Source organism: Spirosoma litoris, from assembly GCF_054776755.1.
The window spans coordinates 205973-212057 of the sequence record NZ_BAAHBI010000008.1 but is presented as its reverse complement, the minus strand read 5'-3'; the positions used below and the strand labels follow the sequence as shown (position 1 = coordinate 212057).

At 46.1% G+C, this 6085-nt stretch carries 4 protein-coding genes; 2 read left to right on the top strand and 2 right to left on the bottom strand.

Features of this window, described 5'->3' with window-relative positions; translation table 11 throughout:
- Positions 1–72: 72 nt before the first annotated feature.
- Both ACYVGR_RS05920 and ACYVGR_RS05915 read right to left on the bottom strand, forming a co-directional pair.
- Entirely contained in the window at positions 73–1149 is a 1077-nt protein-coding gene (locus ACYVGR_RS05920) for a cytochrome-c peroxidase (protein ID WP_460954528.1), read from the bottom strand.
- A gap of 105 nt (positions 1150–1254) precedes the next feature.
- Positions 1255–1923, bottom strand: coding sequence for a class I SAM-dependent methyltransferase (locus tag ACYVGR_RS05915; RefSeq protein WP_460954526.1), 669 nt, complete (start codon positions 1921–1923; stop codon positions 1255–1257).
- A 222-nt stretch (positions 1924–2145) separates the two neighbouring features.
- On the opposite strand from ACYVGR_RS05915, the gene ACYVGR_RS05910 reads away from it, so the two are divergent.
- Complete coding sequence (locus ACYVGR_RS05910; protein WP_460954524.1) at positions 2146–2883, top strand: IclR family transcriptional regulator; 738 nt, start codon at positions 2146–2148, stop codon at positions 2881–2883.
- Between the two features lie 189 nt (positions 2884–3072).
- Entirely contained in the window at positions 3073–6069 is a 2997-nt protein-coding gene (locus tag ACYVGR_RS05905; RefSeq protein WP_460954523.1) for a SusC/RagA family TonB-linked outer membrane protein, read from the top strand.
- Positions 6070–6085 lie beyond the last annotated feature (16 nt).

The window sequence follows — 6085 nt, the reverse complement described above, 5'->3', positions numbered from 1 at the left end:
AATCCATACCACAAAGATCGGTCTTTCTCACAAACGCCTTATTTTAATGCGTTCAACCTGGGACTTTTGGCTTTATTTATCCCTTGAATTAATCACAGACTTCGCAGGTATACTGGATTCGGCAAACTGGCAGTCTTGCAGAAACGAGTCGTCAGTTAGGGTATGCAGAAAGGCTACGATATCTGCCTGTTCAGTAGGGGTGAGCGAAATGCCGAGGATGCCCGTTTCGCGGTCTTTTTTCAGGAGATGATCCAGCGTTTCGCCGTGCTGGACACCCGAACCATAGTGGGCTACGACTTCTTCTAAAGTAGCAAATCGACCGTCGTGCATGTAGGGGGCAGTTACAGCTACATTGCGGAGCGTAGGCACCTTAAACGTATAGCGATCGTCATTTTTTAAGGTAATGTCGAAGTGCCCCTGATCGTCGTTCATTGTGTTGGACAGACCGTTATTTCGAAACGAGAAATCAGTAAACAAGGGCTCTGGATGGCAGCCGCTGCATTTCCGCTCGACCAATATCCAGCCTGCCCGCTCGGCAGGGGTGAACGTAGCCCCTTCGTTCCGTACGGCTCGATCATAGCGTGAATTGGCCGACACCATGGTGAGCATAAACTGTGAGAGCGCTTTTAAAAGCCGTTCACTCGTAATATCGGGGCTTCCAAATGCCTTCGTAAACAGCATCGGATAATCGCGTTTTTGCCGCAGTTTAGCCAGAATGTTGGGCAGTGACTCATTCATTTCGGCTTCATTCTGAATGGGCACCATCGGAAATAAATCGAGGTCATGCACACTACCATCCCAGCCAAAATGACTCGACCAGGCCAGATTTACAAGGGACATTGCGTTCCGTTTGGTCGATAAATCGTTGATACCTCGGCTAAGCGCCTGGCCTGGATGCGTAAAACCCGATGCCTGTTGGTGGCAACTGCCGCAACTGATGGTATTATCTTTCGAAAGCAGGGGATCGTAAAATAGAGTCTTGCCCAACTCGATGCCGGCTTCGGTCAACGGGTTTTTGTCAAATGGATAAACAGGCGTTGGGAACTGGGCTGGCACCTTAAAAAGGGATGCTTTCTGATTGGCTGAAAAGAAAAACGCCATTACCAGCAACGCGACTGACGTAACGAGTATCGTAATTTTTACCTTCATAATTGATCGCCTGTAATTGATCACTAAGCCAACAGAACCCGGTTTATTGGCCAATGTACCTCCAATAAAGTTCCGTAGATTTTCCGAGAAGACCTTGTTGTCTGCTTATTTCTTTCTGGTCAGCCAACCCATGTATATCGCTGATTGAAAAAAGCGTAACGGTGATTCAAAACCAGCTTCTAAACACAAGTCTGCCAATCTTGTTTCGGAAACCGGATAAAGTTCGTTTTCTATTCGGTTTAAGCGATTTGTTACCTGGTCATCGTCCAGATCGTTCGGCAAAAGGAGTCGAAGAATGGCTAGATTTTGCTTGATCTGATTTTTATCGCCAGTAATATCCAGCATGACCAATAACGCACCCGGTTCTAGTCGTTCGGCAATGTCTTTGAGTAAGCTTAGTTTGTTGCCCTGATCGTCAAGGAAATGCAAAACCAATAGGAGAGTAGCTGCGCCATATTTTTTGGCCGGGTCAAGGTCTGACACCAAGCCTTCAACCAGGGTAACGTTCTGATAAGCGTGTAATTTTTCATGGGCCTGATTCAGCATATCAGGAGAAGGGTCTATGCCCGTTATGTCCCAATGCTCAGGCGCTTGGGTAAATCGTTTTATTTCGTTGCCCGTTCCGCATCCTACGACCAGCAAGTTTTTAGAGGTCGCTTCACGCAATAGGTTGGGCAAACGATCCAGAAAATATTGATAATTCGGTATCCAGTCTTCCACAAACTGGTTGTAGTTGGTTGCTCTTTCTCGTTCAAATAATTCTACTTGGCTCATAGTTATAAATTGACGTCTAGGGTCTACCTGCAAAAATATAAATTATTTATACTGATTCTAAATAATGGTATTGAATTTGCGCTCATACGATCATTTCATAGTTACATGCGCAAAACCTATCCTGTATTTTAGGCTACTCTGGGTGAGGAATTGGCGCTAATGTCGCATTTGCTTTATTTTGTCGTTTATTAGAATAATTTTGCATTATAAAATTCATACTAAATGATTCAAGTAATTAACCGGGCACTTGACCTGCTGGAGCTAATCGCCAATGATCCTGAATACCCAAAATCATTGGGTGAATTGGCCGATGAATTAAGCCTGAACCACGGGACCTGTGCCAATATTTTGAAAACCTTAGTAACGCGCGGTTATGTCGAACAGATTGGTACGAAGAAAGGCTACATTCTGGGTGCCAAATCATACGGACTAACTGGAAATGAAGCTTATCAAAAAGATTTGCTCGAAGCAGCGCGTGAACCAATGAATGTACTAACGCAATCGGTCAACGAAAACTGTCTGCTGGCTATACTTAAAGATAATCAGCGAGTTGTAATCCATAGAACGTTTGCTGAACAGGATTTGCAAGTACGTACTGCCGACGTAAAACCCATATATGATTCGGCCTCGGGGCGGCTCCTGCTGGCTATGTTGCCCAACGAAAAAATTCAACGCTTTGTCAGTAAATATGGCCTTCCCGTAGGCGATTCCTGGCCAGAAATTCTGTCGGAAGATCAGCTATATGAAGCCTTGTCGGTAATAAGTCAGGAAAAATTAGCGCTACAAACCATCCCGAATCGTCATGTTATTGGCCTGGCTGTTCCAGTTTATAAGCACGGCCTTGTCGTCTCTAGCCTGAGCATCTATTTGCCCGAGTATCGGTATATGGCTATTGATAAACGGAAATTGGTACTATCACTTCGAAAATGTGCAGACGAAATAAATAATAAGTTGATATAGAGGCATATATAAGTAAATTTTAGAAAGGCTTCGGCCTTTTTTTTATGCCCCACTGAAAAACTATCATCTGCTAAAAATGGAATTTTTTATGAAAAATCAAGAAAGAATTTGGAGTTAATCCATAAATGGCCTTACTATTGCAATAGAGTAAAATTGATTTTTATAATATAAAATTAATTCCTAAATCTCATGAAATATTTTACGTTTACGTGGCTGCTTGCCTGTATGACGATATGGAGTGCTGCCACGGCATGGGCGCAGTCAGTCGTTATATCTGGTCAGATAACCGGCGCGGGCGATAAGAACCCCTTACCCGGCACCACTGTATCTCTGAAGGGTACCACTACGGGTACTACCAGCGATGCTTCTGGTAATTATCGGATCTCGGTTCCCAATCCGGCGAATGCGACCCTGGTCTTTTCGTCAGTTGGTTTTTTGAGCCAGGAAGTTTCTGTTGGCAGTCGGTCTGCTATCAACGTGGAGTTAGCTGTCGATACACGGCAACTCAATGAGGTTGTTGTGGTTGGCTACGGCACGGTACGTAAAAGCGATTTAACCGGCTCACTCGCTCAGGTAAAAGCTAAAGAGCTCTCTTCGTTTCCAGCTCCCAATGTGTTACAGGCTTTGTCGGGTCGAGCTCCAGGAGTACAGGTGATTCAAAATACAGGTGCGCCGGGCGCATCAATTAGTGTTCGAATTCGGGGGGCAAACTCGGTTCAGGGAAGCAACGAACCCTTATATGTGATTGATGGCTTCCCTATTGCGGGTGGCAGTCCGTCTATTTTGAACAACAACGACATCGAGTCGATGGAAATTCTCAAAGATGCGTCGGCCACTGCTATCTATGGATCGCGCGGGGCGAATGGTGTGGTTATTATCACGACGAAACAGGGTAAAGCGGGCAAAGTGCAGGTGGACTATGAAGGAAGCTATAGCATTCAGTCGCTTCGGAAAAAACTGGATCTGATGAATGCGAAAGAGTATGCGACCTTTTACAACGAGCAAGCTACTAACGATGGCAAATCCCCCTATTTTACCCAGTCTCAGATCGACGGGTTTAGCCAGAGTTATGATTGGCAGGACATGGTATTCCGGAAAGCGCCCATGCAAACCCACAACCTAACGGTGAATGGAGGTACCGAAAAAACTCGTTTCTCTATTGGTGGAAGCCTGTTTACGCAACAGGGAATCATTCCCAACAGCGATTTTAAGCGGTATTCATTGCGTGCGAATATCACTACCGATGTCAGTTCTAAATTCTCACTGACTTATGGGGCCACTTTAAGTAAAATCACGTCCAATCGCCAGAATAACTCAGGTGGTAATCGGGGATCAACCTTGATTTCTGCAGCCATTTCGGCCCCGCCCACTCTGACACCTTATAACGATGATGGTAGCTATCGGGTCTTAACAACAGCCTATTCGTTTATCTCCAATGGCATTGTTAACCCCATCAACGTGATCAATGAAACGAGCGACAAATTAGATGCAAACCGAATCCTGGCCAATGCAGCCCTGACCTTTAAACCGTTCGATGGATTAGCTATAAAAATATCGGGTGGTATTGAGAATGCCGATGACCGCACCGATACGTATCAGACAACCAGGCTGATCAACTCGTTGGGCAATGCCAGCGTTGGGGTAACGAGAGCCACCAGTTTGCTCAGCGAAAATACGGTTAGCTACCTAAAAACAATTGGTCAGAAACACAGTCTGGCGGCTGTAGCGGGGTTTACGTACCAGGATTTTCTCAACACCTCATTGAGTGGTTCGGGCACGGGCTTTCTCAGCAACGTCACCGAGACGTATAATCTGGCATCGGCCACTACACCCGGCATACCGGGTACAAGTTATGGTTTCAGTACGCTCCTGTCTTATCTGGGTCGTATTAATTACAGCTTTAACAACCGCTATCTGGCCACCGTTAGCTTCCGGGCCGATGGCTCATCGAAATATTCGGACGGCAACAAATGGGGCTATTTCCCTTCCGGCGCGCTGGCCTGGCGTGTATCGGAGGAGCCATTTATGAAAAACATCGCCTTTCTGTCGGACCTCAAATTACGGGCGAGCTGGGGCTTATCGGGTAGTCAGGCAATCAATGCCTATGCAACGCTCAACATGCTCTCATCGGGCAAAACGGTTTTCAATGATGCCCTCTACACAACGTTTGCCCCCAGTACAACCCTACCCGGCGACCTGAAATGGGAGACGACAGAACAAACCGATGCGGGTGTCGATATGTCCTTTTTCAACAATCGTCTGCATGCTACGGCTGATTATTACATAAAAAACACCCGCGATTTGCTCAATACGGTGCAATTGCCCAGTTCATTTGGGTATACCACAACCATCCGTAACGTGGGAGAGATTCAGAATAAAGGCTTCGAATTTTCGGTGGATGGCCGATTGATCGACAAAGCGGTTAAGTGGGATATATCGGCCAATATTGCGTTCAACCGCAGTAAAGTCGTTACACTCTACAATAATCAGGATATTCTGGGTGGTAATTTCAATGTTACACTGATTTCTGATGCGGCCAACTTACTCCGGCAGGGTTTACCCGTAGGCGTTTTCTATGGCTACGTTGAGCAGGGCTATTCCGATAAAGGGCAGGTTGTTTACAAGGACTTAAACGGCGACGGTGTCATCAATCAGAACGATAAAACCGTTATTGGCAACCCGAATCCAAAGTTTATCTACGGCTTCAACTCGTCGGTATCTTTCAAGGGGCTGGAACTGTCATTTTTTATTCAGGGTGTGCAGGGGAATGACCTGGCAAACCTCAGCGCGATTGGCAATACGCTCGATTTCAATTACGGCTTAAACATGCCCCGTGAGGTATACCTCAACCATTGGACACCAACGCACACCGACGCGAAGTACCCAATTATTTCGAGTAAAAACTCCTATAACTTCTCGAACCGGAATATTGAAAACGGCTCGTTTATGCGGCTCCGGAACATTCAGTTAGCTTATACACTGCCCCTGAAACAGTGGGGACTTAACGGTTTGCGCAGGATACAGATTTATGCCAGTGGGCAAAATCTGCTCACCATCACCAACTATTCCTGGTGGGACCCCGAAGTCAATTCGCTGGGGGGAGCCAATTCCATCGGGCAGGGCATCGACTATTATACTTACCCGACTACCAAATCGGTCACGTTTGGGTTGCGAATTGGCTTCTAATCACTCTAAACCAAGG

Coding starts and splice junctions, on each gene's coding strand:
- ACYVGR_RS05920 (WP_460954528.1), bottom strand. CDS start 1,149: ATGAAGGTAAAAATTACGATACTCGTTACGTCAGTCGCGTTGCTGGTA.
- ACYVGR_RS05915 (WP_460954526.1), bottom strand. CDS start 1,923: ATGAGCCAAGTAGAATTATTTGAACGAGAAAGAGCAACCAACTACAAC.
- ACYVGR_RS05910 (WP_460954524.1), top strand. CDS start 2,146: ATGATTCAAGTAATTAACCGGGCACTTGACCTGCTGGAGCTAATCGCC.
- ACYVGR_RS05905 (WP_460954523.1), top strand. CDS start 3,073: ATGAAATATTTTACGTTTACGTGGCTGCTTGCCTGTATGACGATATGG.